22 protein-coding genes and 1 pseudogene are annotated in these 25,808 nt (G+C 35.6%); 20 read left to right on the forward strand and 3 right to left on the reverse strand.

Annotation, left to right across the window (positions count from 1 at the left end; genetic code table 11):
• Positions 1–257 precede the first annotated feature (257 nt).
• Genes NNL09_RS26015 through NNL09_RS26025 form a run of 3 tightly spaced genes read left to right on the forward strand, consistent with a single transcriptional unit; the run spans position 258 to position 9,004 of the window.
• Entirely contained in the window at positions 258–4,619 is a 4,362-nt protein-coding gene (locus NNL09_RS26015) for a PKD domain-containing protein (protein ID WP_196912054.1), read from the forward strand.
• 21 nt (positions 4,620–4,640) lie between these two features.
• A complete protein-coding gene (locus NNL09_RS26020; protein ID WP_254514286.1) occupies positions 4,641–8,354 on the forward strand; it encodes a DUF6443 domain-containing protein in 3,714 nt (1,237 codons plus the stop codon).
• Positions 8,354–9,004, forward strand: a complete 651-nt coding sequence (locus NNL09_RS26025) for a hypothetical protein (protein ID WP_196912057.1) — start codon at positions 8,354–8,356, stop codon at positions 9,002–9,004. Before NNL09_RS26020 ends, NNL09_RS26025 begins: the two co-directional genes overlap by 1 nt.
• Before the next feature lie 92 nt (positions 9,005–9,096).
• Here NNL09_RS26025 and NNL09_RS26030 read toward each other — a convergent pair whose 3' ends face one another.
• Positions 9,097–9,426 carry a helix-turn-helix domain-containing protein gene (locus tag NNL09_RS26030; RefSeq protein ID WP_196912058.1) on the reverse strand — a complete coding sequence of 110 codons (330 nt, stop codon included), beginning with the start codon at positions 9,424–9,426 and terminating at the stop codon, positions 9,097–9,099.
• A 141-nt stretch (positions 9,427–9,567) separates the two neighbouring features.
• Here NNL09_RS26030 and NNL09_RS26035 point away from each other — a divergent pair, with 141 nt between their 5' ends.
• From NNL09_RS26035 to NNL09_RS26055, 5 genes are all read left to right on the forward strand, one after another.
• Positions 9,568–11,166, forward strand: coding sequence for a hypothetical protein (locus NNL09_RS26035; RefSeq protein ID WP_196912059.1), 1,599 nt, complete (start codon positions 9,568–9,570; stop codon positions 11,164–11,166).
• Positions 11,167–11,214: 48 nt separating this feature from the next.
• Positions 11,215–12,135: a tyrosine-type recombinase/integrase gene (locus tag NNL09_RS26040; RefSeq protein ID WP_196912060.1), complete on the forward strand. Its 921-nt coding sequence runs from the start codon at positions 11,215–11,217 to the stop codon at positions 12,133–12,135.
• A complete protein-coding gene (locus NNL09_RS26045; RefSeq protein WP_196912061.1) occupies positions 12,135–13,028 on the forward strand; it encodes a site-specific integrase in 894 nt (297 codons plus the stop codon). The genes NNL09_RS26040 and NNL09_RS26045 overlap by 1 nt, the downstream gene beginning before the upstream one ends.
• Positions 13,029–13,047: 19 nt before the next feature.
• Entirely contained in the window at positions 13,048–13,200 is a 153-nt protein-coding gene (locus NNL09_RS26050; RefSeq protein ID WP_196912062.1) for a hypothetical protein, read from the forward strand.
• A 1,102-nt stretch (positions 13,201–14,302) separates the two neighbouring features.
• The gene (locus tag NNL09_RS26055) at positions 14,303–15,283 is read left to right on the forward strand and encodes an RHS repeat domain-containing protein (RefSeq protein WP_256525639.1); all 981 of its coding nucleotides are present in this window, start codon (positions 14,303–14,305) and stop codon (positions 15,281–15,283) included.
• 752 nt (positions 15,284–16,035) lie between these two features.
• On the opposite strand, the gene NNL09_RS26060 is transcribed toward NNL09_RS26055, so the two are convergent.
• Positions 16,036–16,365 (reverse strand): helix-turn-helix domain-containing protein, encoded by a 330-nt coding sequence (locus NNL09_RS26060; RefSeq protein WP_196912058.1) that lies wholly within the window; start codon positions 16,363–16,365, stop codon positions 16,036–16,038.
• Positions 16,366–16,646: 281 nt separating this feature from the next.
• Between NNL09_RS26060 and NNL09_RS26065 the strand changes: the two genes are divergently transcribed.
• The 9 genes and pseudogenes from NNL09_RS26065 to NNL09_RS26100 all read left to right on the forward strand — a co-directional run bounded on the left by NNL09_RS26065 (position 16,647) and on the right by NNL09_RS26100 (position 22,880).
• Positions 16,647–18,104, forward strand: coding sequence for a hypothetical protein (locus NNL09_RS26065; RefSeq protein ID WP_254514287.1), 1,458 nt, complete (start codon positions 16,647–16,649; stop codon positions 18,102–18,104).
• 138 nt (positions 18,105–18,242) lie between these two features.
• Positions 18,243–19,061, forward strand: a pseudogene (locus NNL09_RS26070) (tyrosine-type recombinase/integrase).
• A gap of 10 nt (positions 19,062–19,071) precedes the next feature.
• Entirely contained in the window at positions 19,072–19,389 is a 318-nt protein-coding gene (locus NNL09_RS26075; protein WP_254514288.1) for a site-specific integrase, read from the forward strand.
• A gap of 33 nt (positions 19,390–19,422) precedes the next feature.
• Complete coding sequence (locus tag NNL09_RS26080; RefSeq protein WP_254514290.1) at positions 19,423–19,968, forward strand: hypothetical protein; 546 nt, start codon at positions 19,423–19,425, stop codon at positions 19,966–19,968.
• Between the two features lie 19 nt (positions 19,969–19,987).
• A complete protein-coding gene (locus NNL09_RS26085; protein ID WP_196912062.1) occupies positions 19,988–20,140 on the forward strand; it encodes a hypothetical protein in 153 nt (50 codons plus the stop codon).
• 1,021 nt (positions 20,141–21,161) lie between these two features.
• Positions 21,162–21,287, forward strand: coding sequence for a hypothetical protein (locus NNL09_RS26250; protein WP_256525635.1), 126 nt, complete (start codon positions 21,162–21,164; stop codon positions 21,285–21,287).
• 210 nt (positions 21,288–21,497) lie between these two features.
• Positions 21,498–21,698, forward strand: coding sequence for a hypothetical protein (locus NNL09_RS26090; RefSeq protein ID WP_254514291.1), 201 nt, complete (start codon positions 21,498–21,500; stop codon positions 21,696–21,698).
• A 382-nt stretch (positions 21,699–22,080) separates the two neighbouring features.
• Positions 22,081–22,230, forward strand: coding sequence for a hypothetical protein (locus NNL09_RS26095; protein ID WP_254514292.1), 150 nt, complete (start codon positions 22,081–22,083; stop codon positions 22,228–22,230).
• Entirely contained in the window at positions 22,230–22,880 is a 651-nt protein-coding gene (locus NNL09_RS26100; protein WP_196912057.1) for a hypothetical protein, read from the forward strand. The genes NNL09_RS26095 and NNL09_RS26100 overlap by 1 nt, the downstream gene beginning before the upstream one ends.
• Positions 22,881–22,972: 92 nt before the next feature.
• On the opposite strand, the gene NNL09_RS26105 is transcribed toward NNL09_RS26100, so the two are convergent.
• Positions 22,973–23,302, reverse strand: a complete 330-nt coding sequence (locus NNL09_RS26105) for a helix-turn-helix domain-containing protein (protein ID WP_196912058.1) — start codon at positions 23,300–23,302, stop codon at positions 22,973–22,975.
• 281 nt (positions 23,303–23,583) lie between these two features.
• Here NNL09_RS26105 and NNL09_RS26110 point away from each other — a divergent pair, with 281 nt between their 5' ends.
• From NNL09_RS26110 to NNL09_RS26120, 3 genes are all read left to right on the forward strand, one after another.
• The gene (locus NNL09_RS26110; RefSeq protein ID WP_254514293.1) at positions 23,584–24,864 is read left to right on the forward strand and encodes a hypothetical protein; all 1,281 of its coding nucleotides are present in this window, start codon (positions 23,584–23,586) and stop codon (positions 24,862–24,864) included.
• The gene (locus NNL09_RS26115) at positions 24,861–25,040 is read left to right on the forward strand and encodes a hypothetical protein (RefSeq protein ID WP_254514295.1); all 180 of its coding nucleotides are present in this window, start codon (positions 24,861–24,863) and stop codon (positions 25,038–25,040) included. Before NNL09_RS26110 ends, NNL09_RS26115 begins: the two co-directional genes overlap by 4 nt.
• 48 nt (positions 25,041–25,088) lie before the next feature.
• Positions 25,089–25,808, forward strand: a 720-nt coding sequence (locus tag NNL09_RS26120; protein WP_254514296.1) for a tyrosine-type recombinase/integrase, incomplete at its 3' end; no start/stop codon positions are given.

A 25,808-nucleotide genomic window follows, 5' to 3' on the forward strand; every position in this document is an offset into this window, starting at 1 on the left:
CAGGGGTGTTGTTGCAAACAGATATAAGTTACTGTTTCTTATAGGGTTGAAAACGTAGTGACATGTTTTTTATTGCTAATTCAAAATATTTTTTCCTTTAATTTCTAGAGTCCAATCTACAGTTTTTACTCTCCTTATTTTTTTTGAAAAAAACTTTCATTTTTTTTTTCTCAGTTCCGAAAAATGAAACTGGCGCACTTTAATATTGCATTGGGAATATGATTAAAAAACAAAATCAGTCATTAAATATTTTACCTATGAACAAAGCAACAATATTACTACTCTTCCTGTTTTGCTACGGGCTCTGTGCTCAGGCTCAAACTCAAGAAGAATTTAAACCCGATTATCTCACGTATCATTCTAAGTATGTACCAGAGACGCCTAATGCATCTACATTTACGATTTATGGTAATACTCCGGTAAATCATGCCACAGGGATTCCACAGATAGAAATCCCTATATTCACTATACAAGAAGATGGAAACTCGATTCCTATTTCACTATCCTATCATGCTTCTGGGGTTAAGGTCGACGATCTGGCCAGTGTAGTTGGACTGAAATGGACATTGAATGCCGGTGGGGGAATCTTTAGACAAGTAAATGACAAGATCGACGAAGAAGGGTGGTTAGTTCCTAATTCAAGAGGGATTGTAACTCCCGATTGGTTAGCCTCACAAGGGCAAATCAATACTCAAGCTGTTCAACGGCAAATAGGAAGTTCTGATTATTATCACGATTATTATCCCGATGATTTTAGCTATAGTTTCTTAAATCACTCAGGAGCTTTTATTTTTAATCAAGATGGGACTACAGCGCAAGAAAAGCAATCTTCTATGTTAATTGAGAAAGTTGCAGGAGCAGGAAACTCAGTTTATTTTAAAGCTTTGGATGAAATGGGGAATACGTATTATTTTGATAATGATACCGCGAGAGAGTTAAATGCCAAACAAGTAGTTACTGCTACCAACGAAGGAAATGTAAGTACGAATTCAGAATCTTATCCTACGGGTTGGATGATGAATAAATTGGTTACTAAAAACAATAAAGAAATCAATTTCACCTACACTCCTTATGATCTGGATTATACCATCAATAATGCTTCTCACTCTATAGATATTGCCCCGGGATGTATTGAATTTACCCCTGCGTGCGGATGTTCTGGACAAGGAACAAGTAATAACACTTCGGTTTCTACCACAACTATCGGGTATTCTACCAGAAATCAACTTATTAGCACTATTGAATCTACTACTATTAAAGTAACTTTTAATTACGAACAGGATGCTACACTTTCTACCTGGCAAAAGAAGTTAAACTCTATTACCATTTTAGATAAAATAGCTAATAAAACGAAGTCTTACACTTTTACTTACGGTAAATTCTCTGGAGATTCGCGCTTACGATTAGATCAAATCCAGGAAGTTGGTTTTGATGGGAGTACCAAACCGCCATATAAGTTTTATTATCAAGGAGGTAATCTTCCTTCAAAAGGAAGTATGGCAAAAGATTATCATGGGTATTATAATGGAAAAAACAATAGCACCCTAGTCCCCTACTCTCTCAATGCATATAACAACATAGCTTCAAACTATCGTAGTAGCCTTGCAGATCGTAGAGAAGATTTTAATTTTCTTAAAAGAGGTGTTTTAAATAAAGTTGAATACCCTACAGGAGGCTCGACTACTTTTACGTATGAGGCCAATGCCGTTCCTTCTACAACCAATAATGATCCGAGATATGTACCTAACGGAGTTTCAATACATGGTTCTGGTGACTATTTTACATCGGGAGGATATAGAGTGTTTAGAACTCCTTTTTCTTTGATCGACGATTTGCAGGGTAATTTAGGAACTCCCGTTACCTACGGGTCTTCTTCGACAATTTGTAGTAATGATCCTAATAACCCCAATATAGATTGCTCACGGTTTAACATCTATCCAAAACAAAGTGATGGTAGCCTGGGAACGCCTAAGTTTTCTCCCTTTAAAGTGATTGGAGCAGAAGGGAGTATAAATCTTTTAAAAGGGGATTATGTTTTAGAACTTCAAGTAAAAGAATCAGAACTTATAGCTAATCCTACTGCACTAATATCAGTAAATCTAAGCTGGAGCGAAAAAGAAACGTCTAGTACCCAAACTACACGTTATGCAGGAGGGCTTAGAGTAAAATCTATAGTAGACAAAGATACTAATGACAATGTTACCGGGGAGACCCAATATGCTTATGATGGACTCACTGGATATAGCTTAAATATCAACAATACCATTAAAAGTTATGGAGAAAGAACAGCATTTTCTGCAGAAAATATCGCTTTAAATCCAGCTTTAATCAAATCAGGATATTTTTATGAACAGGTTACTATTAATAAAATAGGAACAAATGAATTGATTAAAACAATAGAAAAGTACACCGATGTTTTTAAAAATAAATCTTATGAATCTCAATTATTAGAACAAGAGCTGTATAACAAAAATGATAAGGTAAAAAAGATCATCTATGCTTATGATAATGCTATTATAAAGACAACACAATTTTGGACACTTAGCGATAAGACACTTTGTTTTACTCCTCTTGGTAGTAGTAAACCTAGTCTTGGATATACCAATCCTAATTCGACTAATTATTATCATCGTAAAAATGTACTTTCTCAGAAAACAGAGGTCGATTACCTTTATAAAACCGGAGAACCCTTTAAAGCTTCGGTCGCCAGATACAAGTATGAATATAATAATGATATCCTGGTTACCAAACAAGAATTAGAGGGTAGATTGCATGCAGAAAGTGAACAAGCTATTTTAGATAATAACTATAGTACAGTACCCGATGGCAAGCATGTAGAAATTAGATATACCTACCCTGTAGATCATCAATCAGAAAATACTACTATTGCTACCTTATATAATAACCACCAAACCGGCTTACCGATAAGCAAAAAAGTATATGTGAATAGTGATTTTATCCAGGGGCAATACATGGATTATGATCCTAAGGGTAATGTGATTGCTACCTATAGACATCATAAAGGATTGTCTACTCATCAATCTGCTGCTGGGCATATCCCATCGAATTATGAACTATACCAGGAGTTTAAACTTGAAGCAGGAAAACCTATTGAAGTACAACGCAAAAACGGGGTTTCTACTGCTATCTTATGGGATACCACACATAATTATGTTTTGGCACAACTCATAGGAGTAACCAAAACCGAATTAGAGGGAGTGACTGGGGCTGTTAATCTAAAAACAACTACCGATAGTCAACTCAATACGTTGTATAGTAATTTACGAAACTCTTTTACCAATGCACAGATCACTACTTTTGTTTATGATCCCTTAAAAGGCGTTGTAGCAGCAACCGATGCAAGAGGATATACCACCCAATACGATTATGATGGTCTAAGCCGATTGACTTTGGTAAAAGATAATGATGATAAAGTAATCGAAAGAATTAACTATAATTATAGAGGGCAACATCCTGATCCTTATGATGGAATTATATTTAGTATCACCAGTTCGGGTGCTGTTAGTCCCGGGAAACCTATTACATTTACGGCTGGTGATATTCAGAATCCTGGGGATTACTTATACACCTGGTTTGTAAATGGTAATCAAGAACAGTGCGATAGTGCTACATCTTTTATCAAAACCTTTACTAATGAAGGGAGCTATAGCATTACGTTAGTAGCATATAACACCAAGACCAAAAGGTTATTAAAAAGTAAACCAACACCTGTTGTTATACGGTATTCTCCCCTTGTTACTCCTATAATTAGTGCAAACCATACCAATATTGTAAAAGGAACTGTAACCACCTTTACCGCTTCGAGTGTAGGAGGCGGTACAGAAGATCTAAGATACGAATGGTATGTAAACAATGCAAAACAGGCCAGTACAGCAACCACATTTGCATATACTCCTGGTACCGCAGGAACCTATAATGTGTATTTTAAAGTTATCGATAATGTAAGCGGGAGATCTGTAGATAGTGCTGTAAGAAAGCTATATGCATATAATCCGTTAACCGCAGCGAATGTAAGTGCTTCAAACGAACATATCGTACGAGGAACCACCACAACATTTTTTGCTTCTGGTATAGGAGGTGGTACAGGTTCATATGGATTTGAATGGTTTATTAATGATGTACAACAACCTGCTACAGGAACCACACTTTCATATAACTTCCCTTCTGCAGGAACCTATACCATTAAGTTTAGATTAGTAGATCGGGGATTAGAAAACGGATATTACCAATGGGGCGGCAATACCAGGGTTGTAAAATCTTATGACCCTATGAGTGTTACTGTTAATCCGGGTTCTGCTCATCTTAATAATGTAAATCCTAGTGAAACTTTTAGCATCACCGGAGTAAACGGTGGTTCTGGGCACTATACCAGAACACAATGGAAACTATGGAGAATGAACAATCCCACATGGACACGTAACGTAGGGAGTGGATCAAGTTTTACAGCAGGAATGAATGAAAGCGGAGATTATGAATTAAGTGTAACATATACCGATTCCCGAACAGGACAAGTTGTACTAAAAACCATGCCAATCACAGTACGTAAATCTTCTGGTGGCGATGGCGGTGGCGGTGACCCTATTGGAATACAACATTAATCCCATAAACAATATAACAAGATGAAAAAACAAATTATATACAGTATTATAGTACTGCTTATGGGACTCAATCTTCAGGCCCAGGTAGTATTATCAGACAAGAACTATGTACATGTAGTAGCTCCTCAAACACCAATGACGATTACAGAGTTAGAAAATGTAAATTGTTCTACTATTAATGATCTGGATAGAGCTATAGAGGGTATAACCTACTATGATGGATTAGGCAGGCCTATACAAGAAAGAGCTATTCAGGCCTCACCTGGTGGTAATGATATTGTAACTCATATCACCTATGATGCCTATGGCAGACAAGCAAAGCAATACTTGCCTTTTGAATCTGATAAAACCATAGGAAGCTATCAGAATGTGGATATCAACATGGATATCAACCAGTATTATAACAGCACTTACGCCAATGATTTTATAGGGATTGATGCAAATCATAACGATTTTAATGCCTACTCAGAAAGTGTATATGAAGCTTCTCCTCTTAATCGGGTGTTAGAACAGGGAGCACCAGGAAAAGCCTGGAAAGCTGATCGTACCAGTGATACAGATCATACTATTAAATTTGATTGGGATACTAATGTAGCGAATGAAGTAGTGTATTTTAAAGTTAATTTTGCAACACCAACTAATACCGAAAATCCTGGTTTGGTAAAAGATGGGTATTATGCTGCTGGTCAGTTATACGTAACTATTACCAAAGATGAGAACTGGACTCCGGCAAGTGGAAATCTGCATACTACCAAAGAATACAAGGATAAACAAGGTAGAGTGGTCTTAAAAAGAACCTTTGCTTCGACAAGCTCAGCAACCGGTTCGACAGGCTCAGCAACCCCAGAGGCGCATGACACCTATTATGTATATGATAAATATGGTAATCTTACTTATGTGATCCCACCCAAGGTAACCACTAGTGATGGGGTAAGCCAGAGTGAGCTTGCCGAACTCTGTTATCAATATCGTTATGATTACCGTAATAGATTGATCGAGAAAAAGATCCCTGGTAAGGGCTGGGAGTATATTATATACAACCAGTTAGATCAACCGATTATGACTCAAGACGCCAATTTAAAAGCAGATAATGCGTGGCTATACACCAAATACGATACTTTTGGTCGGGTGGCTTATACAGGTAAGATTACCGACGCCAGAGATCGGGCTACCATACAAACCGAAGCTACAGCCTATAGTGATGTATTATGGGTAGCCCGTATCGCTCCTGTATTGGTCGATGGAGTGCAACTGTACTATAACGATGGGGGATATCCCAAAGTAAATAATGCCACATTATTAACGATCAATTATTATGATGACTATACTTTTGATATTGTAGGATTAGCCAACCCGGGAACGGTATATAACGAAGCTATCACCAATCAAACCAAAACACTAGCTACAGGAAGCAAAGTACGGGTGTTAGATACTTATGATTGGATCACTACCGTTACCTATTATGATAAAAAAGCAAGGCCCATATATGTAGCCAGTAAAAATGAGTATCTTAATACTACCGATATCGTAGCAACCCAACTGGATTTTGTAGGTAAGGTAAAAGAGACTAAAACCACTCATACTAAAGGTAGCAATGCTGCCATTATAACCATAGATCGTTTTACCTATGATCATATGGGCAGGATGCTCACCCAGCGACAATGTATAGAAGACACTTCTGGGGTAAATTGTAATGGTAATACAGGGGTTATACCAGCAGTAACCTTATCACAACCGATCACCCAAACCACAACTACTGTAGCTGGTAATACTATTACCTTATCTAATGGGTTTCATTTTGCAGCTACGGCTAGTACTTCTTTCTTTGCTAAGATCCAGAACGAGGAATTCCCGGGAGAATTAATAGTAACTAATACTTATGATAAGTTAGGGCAATTAATTTCTAAAGAAGTTGGTGGTGGGTTACAGGATGTAAATTACAAATATAATGTACGAGGATGGTTAAAAAGCATCAATCAAGACAGTTATGATGATAATGACCTCTTTGCTTTTACGATCAATTACAATACACCACAACATGGAGCTACTGCACTGTTTAATGGTAATATCTCTGAAACAGCTTGGAAAACTGCCAATGATAATGTAGAACGACATTATAAATACGGCTATGATGCATTAAACCGAATCACAGAAGGAATCAGTAGCGATGGTAACTATAATCTAAGTGGTGTTACTTACGACAAAACAGGAAATATCCTCTCCTTAAACCGAAAAGGAAACCTTAATGAAGCAGCTACTTCTTTTGGGGATATGGATATGCTAGCATACACCTATGATAGCGGTAATAAACTCTTAAGAGTGACTGATACTGGGAATACGACTTTTGGTTTTAAAGATGGTAGTAATACCAATGATGATTATACTTATGATGCCAATGGTAATATGACTATAGATCAAAACAAAGGGATTACTGGCATTACCTATAATCATTTAAATCTCCCTAAAACAGTAACGGTAAATAATGCTTCTCATACCGGAAATATTACCTATATTTACGATGCCACTGGAGTAAAACTAAAAAAGATTACAACAGAAGGAAGTTCTTTAACTACTGAGTATGCCGGTAATTATGTGTATAAGAATGGTACACTAGAATTCTTTAACCATACAGAAGGTATTGTAGAACATGAAGCTGATGGGTATAAGTACGTATATCAGTACAAAGATCACTTAGGAAATATCAGACTCTCCTATAAAGATGCCGATAAAGACGGTACAATCACTACTTCTGAGATTGTACAAGAGAAAAATTATTACCCCTTTGGATTGCAACATGAAGGGTATAATTTTGACGTGAATGGTGCTAAAAATGACCACCATACGTATAATGGAAAGGAACACTCCAAAGACTTAGGATTGAATATTATTGAAATGGATTGGAGACATTATAATCCAACCATTGGTAGGTTTCCTTCCATTGATCCATTAGCAGATCATCCTTTTCAACTAGATTTAACTCCTTACAACTTTGCTTGGAACAACCCTATCATGTATAATGACCCTTCGGGATTATGTCCAGAGTGTCCAAATGCTAGTGATTTTAATGTTGGTGACACCCATGATATTAATGGAGTTACTTATGTAGTAGATAATGATGGGCAATGGGCAAGAGAAGGTGGATCATTAGGAGAAGTTATAATAAATTCTGGAGATAACACAGAATCTACAAGAAATAGAATTGATCTAAATGCACCCTATGGAGGAAAAATTTCTCGTTCTATAGGAGAATTAAGCGGTTGGGATAAGTTTTCTGCGGAAGCGCAAGAAAATATGCCTTGGCTTTTTGGTAGAAGGAAATCCGATGATGGCAGGTTTTTTGTTGATCCTAGTGGTAATAGTATAGGTATAACTCCTATGGGTGCACCCATTAATTTACCTTTTGGACCAGGGAGTGGCAAAAAAGCAAGTAGTTTAGTAGTTAAGTTTACTAATGAACAAAAAATGGCATGGTGGACTACTTCTAGTAAACCTGGAATTTCAGCAGCAAAAGCAGCTGAGAAAATGGGAGGTGCATTAGTGAAAAAATTTAAAAATTCAGTAGATACAGGTGCTAGAAGTGGTGAACATGGAAGAGCATTTATAAAAGCAGGTCAAGAGTTAATTAGACAAGCTAATAATAAGAACGCAGGTCATTTACCCGATATGGTAAAAGCTTTAAAAACTGCTGGGCAAAGATTAATTGAAAAAGGTAAAAGTATAAATCATAAAATGTGATGACAATTAATAAAGAGTTAAATGATATGATTATCAATTTATCACTAATAGATAATGATCAATTAAAAGAGCTTGAAATTCTAAAAATATTAAAAATTTTGGATTCTTATGAATTAGACGATTTTTATAAATATTACTTGAAGGGATACCTATGGTATAATATGCCTTTTGAAAATACAAATAGAGATAAGGAAGTTGAACATAACTTAAAAGAATCAATAAGTAAAAAACCTGAATATCTATTTTCTAAAGCTTATTTAGCTTACTATTATTATGATAATAAATATTATAAAAAAGTAATAGATCTCTTGAATTTTTTAGATTTTTCTTTTTTTGAAGAAAGGAATCAATTATGGCAAAGTTTAAAACTTCAGGAGTTATTAGCTATGTCTAAATTACAATTATCGGAATCTGTTAGTAAAGATATGTCAGACGATATAGTAGGATTGATTTATTCATATTTACATGTGCCAGAGGAAGAAGTTGCAGTGCCTAGAGAATTAGTAAATGTAATTATTGAGAATAAATCTAAAAAGGGCATTTTGAGTATAAAAACAACAACATTATTATTGATTAACTCTAAGGCTTACAAAGATTATTTTGATAATGATGTTAGATTAGAATTAACTTCCTCACTACGCGAAGAGTGATTAAACAAAAACCCTCGCTGCGCAAAGTCTCCTGACTTAGCGGGATGAGTTATAAATGATAGAAACCAGTTACAGAAATGTAGCTGGTTTTTTTATTGCAGTACGTTTTGTAATTTGGTTTGTTTTATGAATGCATCAAGCATAGCAAAGACATGTTCCTTGTCTTTTGGTTTCATCTTGGTAACTTCTTGTATGCGCTCAATCATTTTTTTATCGAGTTCCAAATCGGTATGCCCAACAAGCCAGTCAAGAGAGACATTTAAAAGTTCAGCCATTTTAGCAGCAGCTTCGATAGAGGGCTTCATCTCATCACGTTCATAACGGCCAATAGCTGGCCCTTTTGTACCCAACTCTTTAGCCAGTTCTTCTTGGCTTATTCCTTTGTTCTTGCGTGCTTGTAATAATCGTGAACCGAAACTCATACTATCTAAATAAATCGTTTTTTACTACTTATTCACAAAGTTACAGAACGTAAACGTTCAATACAAATCAAAATAATTTTGTTAATTAAATCGTATCCGTTACCTTTGAAACGTATTTGTTCTATAAAACTTTTTTAGGCTATGTTAGACACGACCAACCCACATAACTATCATTATATCACCAAACACTTACAAATCCACATCTTAGGCGGTATTAAGCTCAATAATCTAGATCGTATGCGAGTTACTATGAGTATTTGTAAACCAAAAAGTCACAATATCTTGCGTCATAGTATCGATCTGTATAATGATAATATGGTAGAGAAATTTGTACGAAAGATTGCAGAACGTATCGAGATAGGTACAAGTATCGCCCGTAAAACCCTGCAAGAATTAACATCCGCCTTAGAACAATATAGAATCGATGAACTTGCAGCAGCCAACCAAACCGATGAAATACTGGTAAAAGAACTCACAGCAGATGAAGAAAAAGCTGCTATCAAGTTCTTAAAGTCTAAAGATTTATTAAGTAAAACCAATGATCTAATTGGTCAATCTGGTGTAATAGGAGAAGAAACCAACCGCTTATTAATGTACCTGATCTTTACCAGTAGAAAAACTAACAATCCTCTACATTGCATAAGTTTAGGAAGTTCGGGAGTTGGTAAAACACACCTACAATCTAAAGTTGCAGAACTTATACCCGACGAAGATAAAGTAGAAATTACGGTACTCTCTGCCAATGCTTTTTACTACTTTAACCGTACAGAACTACGTAACAAACTAATCTTAATAGAGGATTTAGATGGTGCAGAATCTGTACTCTACCCTTTACGGGAACTACAATCTAAAAAACGGATTACCAAAACGGTGGTCCATAAAGACAAAAAAGGAACTACCAAAACCATACACCTAACCGTAGAAGGCCCTATATCTGTTGCAGGTTGTACTACGCAAGAAAGTGTTTATGAAGATAACAGTAACCGAAGCTTCTTACTCTATATCGATGAATCGGAGGAACAGGATAAAAAGATTATGCAGTACCAACGTTTACTATCGGCAGGTAAAGTAAATAATGATGATGAATTTATAGCAGCCAGATTTTTACGTGATGTACAACGAATGCTTAAACCTATAAAAGTTATTAACCCTTTTGCAGAATACTTAGAGTTACCACAATCCGTTTTTAAACCACGTAGAACAAACGCTCACTATCTACAGTTTATAGAAGCTGTTACCTTTTACTGCCAGTGGCAACGACCCAAAAAGTATGATGAGCAAACAGGAGAAGAATATATAGAAACCACCATCGAAGATATTAAAGCTGCTAACCAATTAATCATAGAGGTTCTCTTGCGTAAAAGCGATGAAATCACAGGGGCTTGCCGTAATTACTTAGAGGAACTCAAGAAATATTTACACACTAATAATCAAACTACTTTTACAGCCTTAGAAATCCGTAGGCGTTTAAAAGTAAAGAAAACGACCCAATGGCGGTATCATAAACAACTGATCGAGAGTTACTACATCAAAAAGCAGAAAAAGAAAAAAGGTGAAACTGTGATACGTTACCAAATCACTAACCCTAATGAATATAAAGAACTGGAACAACAGATTACCAAAGCATTACAAGAATGCGTATTAAAAATAAATAGTCTCTCGGACTCCGACCGTTCCGGTGTTCCAGAGTGTTCCACTCCTAAAATGGAACAGGTAACTAAAACAAAGAGAGCAAGTTAAACTGCTTTTTACAGCTCGTTCCGCAAAATCCTAAAAAACACATACCGTATGAAAAAAAGTAAGCTACAAAATGCTAGCTATAGCACCCTATTGACCAATTTTAGCGACTGGTTAGATATCTTGGGCTATAGTGATGCGATGCAAAAAAACTATCCTGCACAGCTCTGTGAGTTCTTCTACTGGTTAGAAGGGCAAGAGATTACCCATATCAATTATATCAAGGATCATCACATTAGAAACTACTATAATCATTTAAAACAACGCCCCAATAAAACCAGAGGTGGTGCATTAAGCAATACCTATCTCAATAACCATTTACAATCCTTACACAAGTTTAGAGAATACTTAAAAAAACATAATGCAAAACCCTTTAATCTACCCATTAAAAGAGAAAAGGAAACTATAGTAGAAAAGCTAAATGTACTGTCACCAGAAGAAATCAAAGACTTATTTATGGCAACAGGATACAGTAATCCATTACCAAGGTTTAGAGCAAGACAAAAAGCATTATTAGTCTGTTTGTACAGTTGTGGTATGCGTAGAAATGAAGTGCTGAACTTAGAAATATCGGATATCCTTTTTGATAAAGAACGGATCTATGTTAGAAAAGGTAAAAACTATAAAGAACGCTTTATCCCAATTAATCTACACAACCTGCAAATACTGGAAGATTATATCTATGACACAAGAATGAACTTTAAAAAATCCAGTGAAAGTAACTATGTTTTTATTACCGAACATAGCAGCAAAATGAGCGGTGGTACATTAGAAACCGATCTAAAACAAATCATTAAAGCTACAGAAGATAGAAGCTTAATCGAAAGAAATATTACACCACACGCCTTACGTCACAGTATTGCCACCCACTTTTTACAAGCAGGTATGAAAATCGAGGATATACAACAGTTTTTAGGGCATAGTAGCTTAGAAAGTACACAAATCTATACACATATTTTAAAACACAACTAATGAATTATACCGAATATTTACACCACGAAAATTATAGTACTACTACTATAGTGCACTATACAAATAGAATTACAGAGTTTACAAAGTGGCTTAAAAAACATAAGGTTACAGCAAGTGAGATTGATTACAAAACCTGTATGAAATACATCAAATACCTACAGCAAAAAAAGATCAAACCCCAAACCATCAATAATCACCTGGTAGCCATTAGAAATTACTTTGACTACCTGATAGAGCGAGCAGAGCGAAGCGAAAACCCATTAGAAGATGTATCTGTAAAAGGTACAGTAAAAAAGATGTTGCACAATCTTTTAGAGCCAGACGAACTCGAAGATTTATACTACAGTTATGAAACCGAGAAGTTTAACAGGAACGCTAACGGCTTTGCTAGATATGCAGCAAAACGTAATAAAATTATTGTTGGGTTAATCGTATATCAAGGCTTAAACGCTACCCATCTAAAAAGCCTGAACTTAGAAGGTCTACAACTAAAAAAAGGTAAAATCTATGTTCCTGCAACCCGTAGGAGCAATGCCAGAGAAATAGAGTTAAAACCTTGGCAAATCATTGATTTTATCGAATACCTAGACCAAACCCGACCACAAATAGCCAAAAACAATGATCTGCACAATCAAGAATTATTAATCCCACAAAAGTGTTTTAATGATCTGCTACGAGTAGGGATTTTAAAAAGGTTAAAAAAGATCAATCATAAAGTCATTAATGTAAATCAGTTACGAGCCTCTGTGATCTGTAATTGGTTAGGTCAATACAATATCCGTAAAGTTCAATATCTGGCAGGACATAAACACATCGGTTCTACAGAATCTTATAAACAAAACAATCTTGAAAGTTTACACGAAGCTATTAACCAGTTCCATCCAATACATTAAACTACAAAAACCCATCCTTATGAAAATAGAACTTATCATCACCGACAAAGAAGAATTAAATTATTTACAAAGTTCCTTAGCCGCAGCAATACATCAACTGACCCTATCAGACAAAAGCCATGAAGATAGTATTTACTGGTTATCACAAATCTTACTTTTATCTTACAAGTAGTATAATAGCCAAGTGACTCCCTACGGTCGGCATATTATTATGGGCGCAGACAAAAAAGTCTTTGCCCATAAGCTGTTATAAGGTGTTCCTTCGTCACGCCGCAAGCTATTTTTTGTTATTCCACAAGTGCAGAAAAAAACACTTGTTCCATACCGTTACAACTTCCTCGCCTTCGGTCGTCAGTCTCCACTACAAACAAATAGCCTTGCTCTGTTCCTCTATCACCCGCAGCTCTCTTTTTGCTTAAAAACAATAAGGTACGCTAACGCTGAATAGTAAATTAAGCAAAACCGCTGCTTCATGGGCTACGCCGCTTGGTCGCAACCTAGCCGATTATTTATGTGGAAGTTTATATTTTGATAAATAAGAACACATAAAAATCGTCTGGCGCATCCCTTCGTTACACTCCCGGTCTACGTCGGTTGCTCCTCTCCGCTATGGCTACGCCTTTGTTTTTGCGTGCAACGCAGCTTCGTTCAATCGCCACTAGGCTATGATCAATCTTGAAGCTGAAGCACTACGCTTGCAGCCTTTGCGCACTCCAACTTCAAGATTAATCGATCTTACTCATACGGAAAAAGCGAGATGAAACACCTCGCTTTATTGTTGCGCAACGTGAGTAGGATTAAAAATCAAATCACGTATGACTGTAAATATAAGTAAACGCTTCTAAAGCGGAATAACAGCGAGGGCAAATGCTGCCGGGTTCTTCCGCTTTAGAAGTGGTAGGCATAGTGCCGATTGAACGACCGCGTAACCTTCCGTGCGCGGCTATTTTATATAAACCCTGTTATAGCCCCTGACGACAGGAAGTGAGGGTATAATAAGGATTATGTAAAGATAGCTTTGATTATGCGGCTGGCTTTAGAAGTTATATTGCACAAATACAGAATCCTGTAATGTGGGTATACTCTAAATTATTATTTTAGCATAGCAGAGAGATAGATGACCGATAGAACGTTCTTATTTTTTGCTTTTGAGCAGGTATCCATACAAAAAAAGGGTATACCGTTAATTTTTTTGCGTAAACCAAGACCATTTAGGAAATATCAGACTCTCCTATAAAGATGCCGATAAAGACGGTACAATCACTACTTCTGAGATTGTACAAGAGAAAAATTATTACCCCTTTGGATTGCAACATGAAGGGTATAATTTTGACGTGAATGGTGCTAAAAATGACCACCATACGTATAATGGAAAGGAACACTCCAAAGACTTAGGATTAAATCTATATGAAATGGAATGGAGACATTATAATCCAACCATTGGTAGGTTTCCTTCCATTGATCCATTAGCAGATCATCCTTTTCAACTAGATTTAACTCCTTACAACTTTGCTTGGAACAACCCTATCATGTATAATGACCCTTCGGGATTATGTCCAGAGTGTCCAAATGCTAGTGATTTTAATGTTGGTGACACCCATGATATTAATGGAGTTACTTATGTAGTAGATAATGATGGGCAATGGGCAAGAGAAGGTGGATCATTAGGAGAAGTTATAATAAATTCTGGAGATAACACAGAATCTACAAGAAATAGAATTGATCTAAATGCACCCTATGGAGGAAAAATTTCTCGTTCTATAGGAGAATTAAGCGGTTGGGATAAGTTTTCTGCGGAAGCGCAAGAAAATATGCCTTGGCTTTTTGGTAGAAGGAAATCCGATGATGGCAGGTTTTTTGTTGATCCTAGTGGTAATAGTATAGGTATAACTCCTATGGGTGCACCCATTAATTTACCTTTTGGACCAGGGAGTGGCAAAAAAGCAAGTAGTTTAGTAGTTAAGTTTACTAATGAACAAAAAATGGCATGGTGGACTACTTCTAGTAAACCTGGAATTTCAGCAGCAAAAGCAGCTGAGAAAATGGGAGGTGCATTAGTGAAAAAATTTAAAAATTCAGTAGATACAGGTGCTAGAAGTGGTGAACATGGAAGAGCATTTATAAAAGCAGGTCAAGAGTTAATTAGACAAGCTAATAATAAGAACGCAGGTCATTTACCCGATATGGTAAAAGCTTTAAAAACTGCTGGGCAAAGATTAATTGAAAAAGGTAAAAGTATAAATCATAAAATGTGATGACAATTAATAAAGAGTTAAATGATATGATTATCAATTTATCACTAATAGATAATGATCAATTTACAAAGAGCTTGAAATTCTAAAAATATTAAAAATTTTGGATTCTTATGAATTAGACGATTTTTTATAAATATTACTTGAAGGGATACCTATGGTATAATATGCCTTTTGAAAATACAAATAGAGATAAGGAAGTTGAACATAACTTAAAAGAATCAATAAGTAAAAAACCCTGAATATCTATTTTTCTAAAGCTTATTTAGCTTTACTATTATTATGATAATAAATATTATAAAAAAGTAATAGATCTCTTGAATTTTTTAGATTTTTTCTTTTTTTGAAGAAAGGAATCAATTATGGCAAAGTTTAAAACTTCAGGAGTTTATTAGCTATGTCTAAATTACAATTATCGGAATCTGTTAGTAAAGATATGTCAGACGATATAGTAGGATTGATTTATTCATATTTACAGTGTGCCAGAGGAAGAAGTTGCAGTGCCTAGAGAATTAGTAAATGTAATTATTGAGAATAAATCTAAAAAGGGCATTTTGAGTATAAAAAACAACAACATTATTATTGATTAACTCTAAGGCTTACAAAGATTATTTTGATAATGATGTTAGATTAGAATTAACTTCCTCACTACGCGAAGAGTGATTAAACAAAAACCCTCGCTGCGCAAAGTCTCCTGACTTAGCGGGATGAGTTATAAATGATAGAAACCAGTTACAGAAATGTAGCTGGTTTTTTTATTGCAGTACGTTTTGTAATTTGGTTTGTTTTATGAATGCATCAAGCATAGCAAAGACATGTTCCTTGTCTTTTGGTTTCATCTTGGTAACTTCTTGTATGCGCTCAATCATTTTTTTATCGAGTTCCAAATCGGTATGCCCAACAAGCCAGTCAAGAGAGACATTTAAAAGTTCAGCCATTTTAGCAGCAGCTTCGATAGAGGGCTTCATCTCATCACGTTCATAACGGCCAATAGCTGGCCCTTTTGTACCCAACTCTTTAGCCAGTTCTTCTTGGCTTATTCCTTTGTTCTTGCGTGCTTGTAATAATCGTGAACCGAAACTCATACTATCTAAATAAATCGTTTTTTACTACTTATTCACAAAGTTACAGAACGTAAACGTTCAATACAAATCAAAATAATTTTGTTAATTAAATCGTATCCGTTACCTTTGAAACGTATTTGTTCTATAAAACTTTTTTAGGCTATGTTAGACACGACCAACCACATAACTATCATTATATCACCAAACACTTACAAATCCACATCTTAGGCGGTATTAAGCTCAATAATCTAGATCGTATGCGAGTTACTATGAGTATTTGTAAACCAAAAAGTCACAATATCTTGCGTCATAGTATCGATCTGTATAATGATAATATGGTAGAGAAATTTGTACGAAAGATTGCAGAACGTATCGAGATAGGTACAAGTATCGCCCGTAAAACCCTGCAAGAATTAACATCCGCCTTAGAACAATATAGAATCGATGAACTTGCAGCAGCCAACCAAACCGATGAAATACTGGTAAAAGAACTCACAGCAGATGAAGAAAAAGCTGCTATCAAGTTCTTAAAGTCTAAAGATTTATTAAGTAAAACCAATGATCTAATTGGTCAATCTGGTGTAATAGGAGAAGAAACCAACCGCTTATTAATGTACCTGATCTTTACCAGTAGAAAAACTAACAATCCTCTACATTGCATAAGTTTAGGAAGTTCGGGAGTTGGTAAAACACACCTACAATCTAAAGTTGCAGAACTTATACCCGACGAAGATAAAGTAGAAATTACGGTACTCTCTGCCAATGCTTTTTACTACTTTAACCGTACAGAACTACGTAACAAACTAATCTTAATAGAGGATTTAGATGGTGCAGAATCTGTACTCTACCCTTTACGGGAACTACAATCTAAAAAACGGATTACCAAAACGGTGGTCCATAAAGACAAAAAAGGAACTACCAAAACCATACACCTAACCGTAGAAGGCCCTATATCTGTTGCAGGTTGTACTACGCAAGAAAGTGTTTATGAAGATAACAGTAACCGAAGCTTCTTACTCTATATCGATGAATCGGAGGAACAGGATAAAAAGATTATGCAGTACCAACGTTTACTATCGGCAGGTAAAGTAAATAATGATGATGAATTTATAGCAGCCAGATTTTTACGTGATGTACAACGAATGCTTAAACCTATAAAAGTTATTAACCCTTTTGCAGAATACTTAGAGTTACCACAATCCGTTTTTAAACCACGTAGAACAAACGCTCACTATCTACAGTTTATAGAAGCTGTTACCTTTTACTGCCAGTGGCAACGACCCAAAAAGTATGATGAGCAAACAGGAGAAGAATATATAGAAACCACCATCGAAGATATTAAAGCTGCTAACCAATTAATCATAGAGGTTCTCTTGCGTAAAAGCGATGAAATCACAGGGGCTTGCCGTAATTACTTAGAGGAACTCAAGAAATATTTACACACTAATAATCAAACTACTTTTACAGCCTTAGAAATCCGTAGGCGTTTAAAAGTAAAGAAAACGACCCAATGGCGGTATCATAAACAACTGATCGAGAGTTACTACATCAAAAAGCAGAAAAAGAAAAAAGGTGAAACTGTGATACGTTACCAAATCACTAACCCTAATGAATATAAAGAACTGGAACAACAGATTACCAAAGCATTACAAGAATGCGTATTAAAAATAAATAGTCTCTCGGACTCCGACCGTTCCGGTGTTCCAGAGTGTTCCACTCCTAAAATGGAACAGGTAACTAAAACAAAGAGAGCAAGTTAAACTGCTTTTTACAGCTCGTTCCGCAAAATCCTAAAAAACACATACCGTATGAAAAAAAGTAAGCTACAAAATGCTAGCTATAGCACCCTATTGACCAATTTTAGCGACTGGTTAGATATCTTGGGCTATAGTGATGCGATGCAAAAAAACTATCCTGCACAGCTCTGTGAGTTCTTCTACTGGTTAGAAGGGCAAGAGATTACCCATATCAATTATATCAAGGATCATCACATTAGAAACTACTATAATCATTTAAAACAACGCCCCAATAAAACCAGAGGTGGTGCATTAAGCAATACCTATCTCAATAACCATTTACAATCCTTACACAAGTTTAGAGAATACTTAAAAAAACATAATGCAAAACCCTTTAATCTACCCATTAAAAGAGAAAAGGAAACTATAGTAGAAAAGCTAAATGTACTGTCACCAGAAGAAATCAAAGACTTATTTATGGCAACAGGATACAGTAATCCATTACCAAGGTTTAGAGCAAGACAAAAAGCATTATTAGTCTGTTTGTACAGTTGTGGTATGCGTAGAAATGAAGTGCTGAACTTAGAAATATCGGATATCCTTTTTGATAAAGAACGGATCTATGTTAGAAAAGGTAAAAACTATAAAGAACGCTTTATCCCAATTAATCTACACAACCTGCAAATACTGGAAGATTATATCTATGACACAAGAATGAACTTTAAAAAATCCAGTGAAAGTAACTATGTTTTTATTACCGAACATAGCAGCAAAATGAGCGGTGGTACATTAGAAACCGATCTAAAAACAAATCATTAAAGCTACAGAAGATAGAAGCTTAATCAGAAGAAATATTACACCACACGCCTTACGTCACAGTATTGCCACCACTTTTTACAAGCAGGTATGAAAATCGAGGATATACAACAGTTTTTAGGGCATAGTAGCTTAGAAAGTACACAAATCTATACAATATTTTAAAACACAACTAATGAATTATACCGAATATTTACACCACGAAAATTATAGTACTACTACTATAGTGCACTATACAAATAGAATTACAGAGTTTACAAAGTGGCTTAAAAAACATAAGGTTACAGCAAGTGAGATTGATTACAAAACCTGTATGAAATACATCAAATACCTACAGCAAAAAAAGATCAAACCCCAAACCATCAATAATCACCTGGTAGCCATTAGAAATTACTTTGACTACCTGATAGAGCGAGCAGAGCGAAAGCGAAAACCCATTAGAAGATGTATCTGTAAAAGGTACAGTAAAAAAGATGTTGATACAATCTTTTAGAGCAGACGAACTCGAAGATTTATACTAACAGTTATGAAACCGAGAAGTTTAAACAGGAACGCTAACGGCTTTGCTAGATATGCAGCAAAACGTAATAAAATTATTGTTGGGTTAATCGTATATCAAGGCTTAAAACGCTACCCATCTAAAAAGCCTGAACTTAGAAGGTCACAACTAAAAAAAGGTAAAATCTATGTTCCTGCAACCGTAGGAGCAATGCCAGAGAAAATAGAGTTAAAACCTTGGCAAATCATTGATTTTATCGAATACCTAGACCAAACCCGACCACAAATAGCCAAAAACAATGATCTGCACAATCAAGAATTATTAATCCCACAAAAGTGTTTTAATGATCTGCTACGAGTAGGGATTTTAAAAAGGTTAAAAAAGATCAATCATAAAGTCATTAATGTAAATCAGTTACGAGCCTCTGTGATCTGTAATTGGTTAGGTCAATACAATATCCGTAAAGTTCAATATCTGGCAGGACATAAACACATCGGTTCTACAGAATCTTATAAACAAAACAATCTTGAAAGTTTACACGAAGCTATTAACCAGTTCCATCCAATACATTAAACTACAAAAACCCATCCTTATGAAAATAGAACTTATCATCACCGACAAAGAAGAATTAAATTATTTACAAAGTTCCTTAGCCGCAGCAATACATCAACTGACCCTATCAGACAAAAGCCATGAAGATAGTATTTACTGGTTATCACAAATCTTACTTTTATCTTACAAGTAGTATAATAGCCAAGTGACTCCCTACGGTCGGCATATTATTATGGGCGCAGACAAAAAAGTCTTTGCCCATAAGCTGTTATAAGGTGTTCCTTCGTCACGCCGCAAGCTATTTTTTGTTATTCCACAAGTGCAGAAAAAAACACTTGTTCCATACCGTTACAACTTCCTCGCCTTCGGTCGTCAGTCTCCACTACAAACAAATAGCCTTGCTCTGTTCCTCTATCACCCGCAGCTCTCTTTTTGCTTAAAAACAATAAGGTACGCTAACGCTGAATAGTAAATTAAGCAAAACCGCTGCTTCATGGGCTACGCCGCTTGGTCGCAACCTAGCCGATTATTTATGTGGAAGTTTATATTTTGATAAATAAGAACACATAAAAATCGTCTGGCGCATCCCTTCGTTACACTCCCGGTCTACGTCGGTTGCTCCTCTCCGCTATGGCTACGCCTTTGTTTTTGCGTGCAACGCAGCTTCGTTCAATCGCCACTAGGCTATGATCAATCTTGAAGCTGAAGCACTACGCTTGCAGCCTTTGCGCACTCCAACTTCAAGATTAATCGATCTTACTCATACGGAAAAAGCGAGATGAAACACCTCGCTTTATTGTTGCGCAACGTGAGTAGGATTAAAAATCAAATCACGTATGACTGTAAATATAAGTAAACGCTTCTAAAGCGGAATAACAGCGAGGGCAAATGCTGCCGGGTTCTTCCGCTTTAGAAGTGGTAGGCATAGTGCCGATTGAACGACCGCGTAACCTTCCGTGCGCGGCTATTTTATATAAACCCTGTTATAGCCCCTGACGACAGGAAGTGAGGGTATAATAAGGATTATGTAAAGATAGCTTTGATTATGCGGCTGGCTTTAGAAGTTATATTGCACAAATACAGAATCCTGTAATGTGGGTATACTCTAAATTATTATTTTAGCATAGCAGAGAGATAGATGACCGATAGAACGTTCTTATTTTTGCTTTTGAGCAGGTATCCATACAAAAAAAAGGGTTATACCGTTAATTTTTTTGCGTAAACCAGACCATTTAGGAAATATCAGACGCTCCTATAAAGATGCCGATAAAGACGGTACAATCACTACTTCTGAGATTGTACAAGAGGAAAAATTATTACCCCTTTGGATTGCAACATGAAGGGTATAATTTTGACGGTGAATGGTGCTAAAAATGACACCATACGTATAATGGAAAGGAACACTCCAAAGACTTAGGATTAAATCTATATGAAATGGAATGGAGACATTATAATCAACCATTGGTAGGTTTCCTTCCATTGATCCATTAGCAGATCATCCCTTTCAACTAGATTTAACTCCTTACAACTTTGCTTGGAACAACCCTATCATGTATAATGACCCTTCGGGATTATGTCCAGAGTGTCCAAATGCTAGTGATTTTAATGTTGGGGACACCCATGATATTAATGGAGTTACTTATGTAGTAGATAATGATGGGCAATGGGCAAGAGAAGGTGGGATCATTAGGAGAAGTTATAATAAATTCTGGAGAATAACACAGAATCTACAAGAAATAGAATTGATCTAAATGCACCCTATGGAGGAAAAATTTCTCGTTCTATAGGAAGAATTAAGCGGTTGGGATAAGTTTTCTGCGGAAGCGCAAGACAAATATGCCTTGGCTTTTTGGTAGAGAGGAAATCCGATGATGGCAGGTTTTTTTGTTGATCCTAGTGGTAATAGTATAGTGTATAACTCCTATGGGTGCACCCATTAATTTACTTTTGGACCAGGGAGTGGCAAAAAAGCAAGTAGTTTAGTAGTAAGTTTACTAATGAACAAAAAATGGCCATGGTGGACTACTTCTAGTAAACTGGGAATTTTCAGCAGCAAAAGCAGCTGAGAAAATGGGAGGTGCATTAGTGAAAAAATTAAAATTCAGTAGATACAGGTGCTAGAAGTGGTGGAACATGGAAGAGCATTTTATAAAAGCAGGTCAAGAGTTAATTAGACAAGCTAATAATAAGAACGCAGGTCATTTACCCGATATGGTAAAAGCTTTAAAAACTGCTGGGCAAAGATTAATTGAAAAAGGTAAAAGTATAAATCATAAAATGTGATGACAATTAATAAAGAGTTAAATGATATGATTATCAATTTATCACTAATAGATAATGATCAATTAAAAGAGCTTGAAATTCTAAAAATATTAAAAATTTTGGATTCTTATGAATTAGACGATTTTTATAAATATTACTTGAAGGGATACCTATGGTATAATATGCCTTTTGAAAATACAAATAGAGATAAGGAAGTTGAACATAACTTAAAAGAATCAATAAGTAAAAAACCTGAATATCTATTTTCTAAAGCTTATTTAGCTTACTATTATTATGATAATAAATATTATAAAAAAGTAATAGATCTCTTGAATTTTTTAGATTTTTCTTTTTTTGAAGAAAGGAATCAATTATGGCAAAGTTTAAAACTTCAGGAGTTATTAGCTATGTCTAAATTACAATTATCGGAATCTGTTAGTAAAGATATGTCAGACGATATAGTAGGATTGATTTATTCATATTTACATGTGCCAGAGGAAGAAGTTGCAGTGCCTAGAGAATTAGTAAATGTAATTATTGAGAATAAATCTAAAAAGGGCATTTTGAGTATAAAAACAACAACATTATTATTGATTAACTCTAAGGCTTACAAAGATTATTTTGATAATGATGTTAGATTAGAATTAACTTCCTCACTACGCGAAGAGTGATTAAACAAAAACCCTCGCTGCGCAAAGTCTCCTGACTTAGCGGGATGAGTTATAAATGATAGAAACCAGTTACAGAAATGTAGCTGGTTTTTTTATTGCAGTACGTTTTGTAATTTGGTTTGTTTTATGAATGCATCAAGCATAGCAAAGACATGTTCCTTGTCTTTTGGTTTCATCTTGGTAACTTCTTGTATGCGCTCAATCATTTTTTTATCGAGTTCCAAATCGGTATGCCCAACAAGCCAGTCAAGAGAGACATTTAAAAGTTCAGCCATTTTAGCAGCAGCTTCGATAGAGGGCTTCATCTCATCACGTTCATAACGGCCAATAGCTGGCCCTTTTGTACCCAACTCTTTAGCCAGTTCTTCTTGGCTTATTCCTTTGTTCTTGCGTGCTTGTAATAATCGTGAACCGAAACTCATACTATCTAAATAAATCGTTTTTTACTACTTATTCACAAAGTTACAGAACGTAAACGTTCAATACAAATCAAAATAATTTTGTTAATTAAATCGTATCCGTTACCTTTGAAACGTATTTGTTCTATAAAACTTTTTTAGGCTATGTTAGACACGACCAACCCACATAACTATCATTATATCACCAAACACTTACAAATCCACATCTTAGGCGGTATTAAGCTCAATAATCTAGATCGTATGCGAGTTACTATGAGTATTTGTAAACCAAAAGTCACAATATCTTGCGTCATAGTATCGATCTGTATAATGATAATATGGTAGAGAAATTTGTACGAAAGATTGCAGAACGTATCGAGATAGGTACAAGTATCGCCCGTAAAACCCTGCAAGAATTAACATCCGCCTTAGAACAATATAGAATCGATGAACTTGCAGCAGCCAACCAAACCGATGAAATACTGGTAAAAGAACTCACAGCAGATGAAGAAAAAGCTGCTATCAAGTTCTTAAAGTCTAAAGATTTATTAAGTAAAACCAATGATCTAATTGGTCAATCTGGTGTAATAGGAGAAGAAACCAACCGCTTATTAATGTACCTGATCTTTACCAGTAGAAAAACTAACAATCCTCTACATTGCATAAGTTTAGGAAGTTCGGGAGTTGGTAAAACACACCTACAATCTAAAGTTGCAGAACTTATACCCGACGAAGATAAAGTAGAAATTACGGTACTCTCTGCCAATGCTTTTTACTACTTTAACCGTACAGAACTACGTAACAAACTAATCTTAATAGAGGATTTAGATGGTGCAGAATCTGTACTCTACCCTTTACGGGAACTACAATCTAAAAAACGGATTACCAAAACGGTGGTCCATAAAGACAAAAAAGGAACTACCAAAACCATACACCTAACCGTAGAAGGCCCTATATCTGTTGCAGGTTGTACTACGCAAGAAAGTGTTTATGAAGATAACAGTAACCGAAGCTTCTTACTCTATATCGATGAATCGGAGGAACAGGATAAAAAGATTATGCAGTACCAACGTTTACTATCGGCAGGTAAAGTAAATAATGATGATGAATTTATAGCAGCCAGATTTTTACGTGATGTACAACGAATGCTTAAACCTATAAAAGTTATTAACCCTTTTGCAGAATACTTAGAGTTACCACAATCCGTTTTTAAACCACGTAGAACAAACGCTCACTATCTACAGTTTATAGAAGCTGTTACCTTTTACTGCCAGTGGCAACGACCCAAAAAGTATGATGAGCAAACAGGAGAAGAATATATAGAAACCACCATCGAAGATATTAAAGCTGCTAACCAATTAATCATAGAGGTTCTCTTGCGTAAAAGCGATGAAATCACAGGGGCTTGCCGTAATTACTTAGAGGAACTCAAGAAATATTTACACACTAATAATCAAACTACTTTTACAGCCTTAGAAATCCGTAGGCGTTTAAAAGTAAAGAAAACGACCCAATGGCGGTATCATAAACAACTGATCGAGAGTTACTACATCAAAAAGCAGAAAAGAAAAAAGGTGAAACTGTGATACGTTACCAAATCACTAACCCTAATGAATATAAAGAACTGGAACAACAGATTACCAAAGCATTACAAGAATGCGTATTAAAAATAAATAGTCTCTCGGACTCCGACCGTTCCGGTGTTCCAGAGTGTTCCACTCCTAAAATGGAACAGGTAACTAAAACAAAGAGAGCAAGTTAAACTGCTTTTTACAGCTCGTTCCGCAAAATCCTAAAAAACACATACCGTATGAAAAAAAGTAAGCTACAAAATGCTAGCTATAGCACCCTATTGACCAATTTTAGCGACTGGTTAGATATCTTGGGCTATAGTGATGCGATGCAAAAAAACTATCCTGCACAGCTCTGTGAGTTCTTCTACTGGTTAGAAGGGCAAGAGATTACCCATATCAATTATATCAAGGATCATCACATTAGAAACTACTATAATCATTTAAAACAACGCCCCAATAAAACCAGAGGTGGTGCATTAAGCAATACCTATCTCAATAACCATTTACAATCCTTACACAAGTTTAGAGAATACTTAAAAAAACATAATGCAAAACCCTTTAATCTACCCATTAAAAGAGAAAAGGAAACTATAGTAGAAAAGCTAAATGTACTGTCACCAGAAGAAATCAAAGACTTATTTATGGCAACAGGATACAGTAATCCATTACCAAGGTTTAGAGCAAGACAAAAAGCATTATTAGTCTGTTTGTACAGTTGTGGTATGCGTAGAAATGAAGTGCTGAACTTAGAAATATCGGATATCCTTTTTGATAAAGAACGGATCTATGTTAGAAAAGGTAAAAACTATAAAGAACGCTTTATCCCAATTAATCTACACAACCTGCAAATACTGGAAGATTATATCTATGACACAAGAATGAACTTTAAAAAATCCAGTGAAAGTAACTATGTTTTTATTACCGAACATAGCAGCAAAATGAGCGGTGGTACATTA

This window comes from Aquimarina sp. EL_43 (assembly GCF_943422735.1).
GTDB classification, from domain to species: Bacteria; Bacteroidota; Bacteroidia; order Flavobacteriales; family Flavobacteriaceae; genus Aquimarina; species Aquimarina megaterium.